6 protein-coding genes are annotated in these 4,612 nt (G+C 43.5%); 2 read left to right on the top strand and 4 right to left on the bottom strand.

Going from position 1 to position 4,612, the window contains the following annotated elements; genetic code table 11:
- Positions 1-456 (top strand): septum formation inhibitor Maf (gene maf / locus Q0277_RS00795; RefSeq protein ID WP_297994543.1); only part of this gene is annotated, 456 nt, incomplete at its 5' end.
- The gene (locus Q0277_RS00790) at positions 450-2,360 is read left to right on the top strand and encodes a PBP1A family penicillin-binding protein (protein WP_297994540.1); all 1,911 of its coding nucleotides are present in this window, start codon (positions 450-452) and stop codon (positions 2,358-2,360) included. The genes maf and Q0277_RS00790, both read left to right, overlap by 7 nt.
- A gap of 233 nt (positions 2,361-2,593) precedes the next feature.
- Here the strand turns inward: Q0277_RS00790 and Q0277_RS00785 are convergent, their stop codons facing one another.
- The 4 genes from Q0277_RS00785 to Q0277_RS00775 form a co-directional block, all read right to left on the bottom strand.
- Positions 2,594-3,328, bottom strand: a complete 735-nt coding sequence (locus Q0277_RS00785; RefSeq protein ID WP_297994537.1) for a hypothetical protein — start codon at positions 3,326-3,328, stop codon at positions 2,594-2,596.
- 15 nt (positions 3,329-3,343) lie between these two features.
- Positions 3,344-3,661: a hypothetical protein gene (locus Q0277_RS00780; RefSeq protein ID WP_297994535.1), complete on the bottom strand. Its 318-nt coding sequence runs from the start codon at positions 3,659-3,661 to the stop codon at positions 3,344-3,346.
- A complete protein-coding gene (locus Q0277_RS11155) occupies positions 3,639-4,118 on the bottom strand; it encodes a phage holin family protein (protein WP_366517311.1) in 480 nt (159 codons plus the stop codon). The genes Q0277_RS00780 and Q0277_RS11155 overlap by 23 nt, the downstream gene beginning before the upstream one ends.
- Positions 4,119-4,232: 114 nt before the next feature.
- Complete coding sequence (locus Q0277_RS00775; RefSeq protein ID WP_297994532.1) at positions 4,233-4,376, bottom strand: hypothetical protein; 144 nt, start codon at positions 4,374-4,376, stop codon at positions 4,233-4,235.
- Between the last annotated feature and the right edge of the window lie 236 nt (positions 4,377-4,612).

Genomic DNA, 4,612 nt, shown 5'->3' with positions numbered 1-4,612 from the left:
GAAAGCGGCATTAGTAAGGACGATGCACGCACCTATGCTTACCGCGTTGTCTTGGCCAAGAAAACGCAGTTTTTTAAAATTTATAAAAATTATGATAGAGTGCTGTTTGCCGATAGCTCTGTGCTTGCCGGCGGCGAAATTTTAGGCAAGGCGCGGGATGAAGCGGACGCGTTAAGGATGCTGCGAGCCCAAAGCGGTGCTAGCTGCGCCGTTTATACTGCGATGATTTTTTGCAGTAAGGCGTTAGAGCTTTCGGCACTTAGCGTCGCAAGCTTTGAATTTGCGGAATTTAATGAAGCGGATTTAAAAGGTTATATCGCTAGCGGTGATTGGCGCGGCAAGGCGGGTGCGATGAGTATCGAAGGCTTTAACGAAAAATATATCAAAAGCTCGCGTGGGTCAAAATTCACGGCGATGGGGCTTGATCTGGAAATTTTAAAGAGGTTTATATGGTAAGAGTTTTATTTAGTTTTATTACGGTTTGCGCGTTCGCAGCAGGCGGCATCTTTTTGTATTTTTATTCGCAGATCCGCTTGGAATCGGACTCCATAATCAATTATCATCCAGAGCTCACGACTAAAATTTACGATCGCAACGGCAATTTGATAGCCAATGTTTTTAATGAACAAAATAGAATTTACGTAAAATTTGACGAGATCCCAGGTCGCGTGATCGAGGCGCTCGTAGCTATCGAGGATACGGCGTTTTTCGAACACGGCGGCGTGAATGTCGAGGCGATTTTTAGGGCGATTATTAAGGATGTCAAAGCGATGAAATTCGTCGAAGGGGCTTCCACGATTACGCAGCAGATCACGCGAAATTTAGTTCTTTCGAGCGAAAAGAAGCTTGATCGCAAGATCAAAGAAGCGATCCTATCGCTTAAGATAGAAAACGCCCTAAGCAAGGAACAAATTCTAGAGCGTTACTTCAACGAAGTGTATTTTGGACACGGATATTACGGCATCCGCACGGCGGCCTTGGGATATTTCAAAAAAGATTTGCAAGATTTAAGCCTTAAAGAGATTGCGATTTTAGTGGGCTTGCCGAAAGCTCCTAGCAGCTTTGATCCTACTAAGCACCTGGATTTGTCGCTTTCGCGCGCCAATAACGTGATTTATAGGATGCATGAGCTCGGCTGGATAAATAAGACCGAATATGAGCTTGCGATGAACGAACAGCCTACGATCTACAACGAAACGCTCACGCAAAACGTAGCGCCGTATGCCGTAGATGAGATTATAAAAGAAGCCGAAAAAATTCTACCGGACGTCCGCACGGGCGGATACCGCATAGATACGAGCCTTGATCTAAAGGCGCAGGCGATGGCACAAGAGGCATTAGTTTTCGGCTACAATGAAATTTTAAAGCGCAACAAAGACGCCAATGCAAGCAACGTAAACGGCGCTATGGTCGTCACGCATCCGCAAAATGGCGAAATTTTAGCCTTAGTAGGCGGCGTGGATTACGAGAAATCAAATTTCAATCGCGCCAGCCAATCCCAGCGCCAAACCGGCTCCAGCTTCAAGCCTTTCGTCTATCAAATCGCCCTTGATATGGGCTACTCGACGATGACCGAAGTTCCCGATATAGCTAGAGAATTCGATGACGGCAGCGATAAAACGTGGAAGCCGAAAAATTACGACAAGACTTACAGCGGCTACATCACGATCAAAGAAGCTTTAACTCGCTCGCGCAATCTTGCCTCGATCAATCTGATGCAATCTATCGGCGTTGATCGCGCGGTAAAAAAGCTGGGCGAGTTCGGCTTTAAAAACGTCCCGCCCGCCCTGTCGGTGGCTATCGGCAGCTACGGAATTTCGCCGCTTGAATACTCCACGATGTATTCGATGTTCCCGGGGCTTGGAATTACAGCAAAATCAAAATTTATCGTTTCGATTACCGATAAGGACGGCAAAACTCGCTTTATCGAGCCTGAGCGCCGCCGCGTGCTGCGCCCTGAACAGGCGTATCTGATGACTACGCTACTAAAAAATATCGTGCAGCGCGGCACCGGTACTCGCGCACGCGTGCAAGGCATCGACATAGCGGGCAAAACAGGTACCTCAAACGATAGTATAGATGCATGGTTTTGCGGCTTTACGCCGGATTTGCAGATCATAATCTGGTATGGCAACGACGATTATAAACCTATGCGAAAGGTCGAGGGTGGCGGTCGTACCGCAGCACCGGTATTTGCAAAATTTTTAGATGCCTACTTAAAAGAATATCCGCAAACCAAGCGCAACTTCACCGTCCCGGACGGCGTTTTTAGTCGCCAATACAACGGCAAGGAGGAGTATTACACTAAAATTTCGCCACTTCCTAAACCCCGCGAAAGCAGCAGCGACGGATCATTTTAAATTTAGAGCAAATCCAAATTTGATCCACTTTCGGAAACCATTGCATGGATCGATATTAATTAAGCACAATATAAATATGCTAATTTATAGTTTGTATAAGGTTGTAGGCGCTAAAATGCGTAATAGGGGTCAAGATTGCAGGATTTAGAATTTGAAAGTAAAAAGATAAGAATAGAAAATACTCGTATAAAATTCGGTAAATTTTTTACGAAACTATGTTTTATATATTTTTGCTATTCCCTTAGCGCCTTTATAATTCCCGAAAATATTTTAGATATTTCTCCTGCGGCTTGTTGAAGCGCATCAATAAGGTGCGCTAATACGAGTTCACCGTTAAAGGGTAAGCGTTTGAGGTAGCTTATTATAGTCTCTTCTACTGGTTTGGTTGCTTTAGTTATACTTTGCCCATTACTATCGAGCACCAAAGGGTCATAGATGATTTTCATTTGTAGGTGCAACACATCGGGCTGATAGTTCACCACTGATAGGCGTACACCTGCATCTTTTATCTCTTGCAAATACGCCTCAAAGCTCTGCCGTTGGGCATCGGTAATAGGTTGCAAGGTGTCGCCTTGTTCACCTGCTATTTTAACTATAAGCCTACCCTCGTTCTTACTCTCCACCACCGCTGAGTATTTTATAATCTTACTCGCCTCTATCTGCTCCTCTGTTAACCATTGATTATTGTATTTATCACTATCGGGAGCGAGGTAATAACCATACTGAAAGGCAAGAGCTTTACTTCTATACCAGCGTGCAGTATGAGGTTTTAATTCCGTAAGGCGTTTATCAATATCTGTCCTATGTAAATCGAAAAGCTTCTCCAAGCTCCATATAGCTACCGAGATAATATATACCCACAGTTGCCATATAGCTACTTTGGAGGTGCTGTTGAGGCTTTCCAATGCGGGCTCTTGCGCCTTCTGGGCGTAAATGAGTTGCTGAATATCTTGAATACTTCTTGCCATAAGTTATGTATAAAATTATGTCACAAATTTCCCTTCTGTTACTATGAAATCTAAGTTTATCGCCCATATACTAATACCTTCTTGCCGTTCAAACACTTGTTCGTCTTCTTTGGTGAAGGCTGTTGCTGGTTGCAAGTTCTTAGCGGTATAGTAGGCTAATATATCTTTGTTAGTGAACGCTTCATCGGGTAGTGCTAATATTTTGCCTGCCTGCATATCATCGGTGATGTTAAGGGCGTTGGCTTCGGCTAACTCAAAGACGCTTTCAATGGTACCCGTGTGTTGCAGAGCAAGGTCTAGAAGGCTTTGATTATGTAGGACTGTTATCTCCATTATCTTGGTTATTTAATTGCCTGTGTGGCTCACACTCATCATCTAACTCAAAAGTCTTATAAAACTTCTTATTAATTATCTTGAGCAGTACCTTTGCAAATCGAAATCCTAAACAATCTAAATTTTCTAATAAACTCACAACTAATTGCCATATAATAGCTATAAGTACTACCCAATAGAGCCAGTGAAAGGGGTCGAACTCAAAGCCTCCAAGGCTTGGAAACTCTACATTAGCCGAGAAGGTATGCAGTATATAGATAGGCACTAAATAGGTAGCTATCTTCAATAACATACGCCCAAACTTGCGACTCTCGTGCTTCTCTCCTCGCTTTCGTGAGGCTTGCACCCCCGTGATCCATTCAAAGATAAGTAACACCGCATAGGCAGTTAGGAATAAGTGGTTGAAACCAAATAGGAAATGTATTGTAGCAAATAGTAATGATAGTATAACGTCCATTTTAATAAAAAGCATCGAGAAGGTATGACCAAAAGCTGAGCGTAGGAAGTCGTGAGTGTCCCTAAACCCAAATCCCTGTAAGATGTAATTTAGTTTTGTCATATTGTTAATTTGTTAGCTGATTATTCCTTTGCCTACGCCCGTAGTAGCCCCCGTATAGCTACCTGCTTGTAGGGCTATGCCCGCCTGTACTGTTACCTCTCCACTTTTTACAAAGGCTTCAATGAGGCTTGCAAGGCGTTCGGCGTACTCTTCCATACTTGCATCGGTTTTGCGTTGCATATCCTGCTGTAGGGCTATAATGCCCGCTTTTAATGTTTGTTTGTCTAATGCCATAGGTTAAATGCGTGTCGTGCTACGACTGCCATAGTGTTAATTGTTGTTATAAGCCCCATCTATAAACAGCTTGCCATTCTCTTGTAAGGCTACATCTCTTATCTGCATACCATCATACTCTAATTGTTTTTTTATCTCAATAAGCATTTCGGTATAGA

The organism is uncultured Campylobacter sp., from assembly GCF_938030815.1.
In the GTDB taxonomy this organism is placed as follows: Bacteria; Campylobacterota; Campylobacteria; order Campylobacterales; family Campylobacteraceae; genus Campylobacter_B.
Note: the sequence above shows the minus strand (reverse complement) of the source record. Positions and strands in the feature narration are given on the sequence as shown.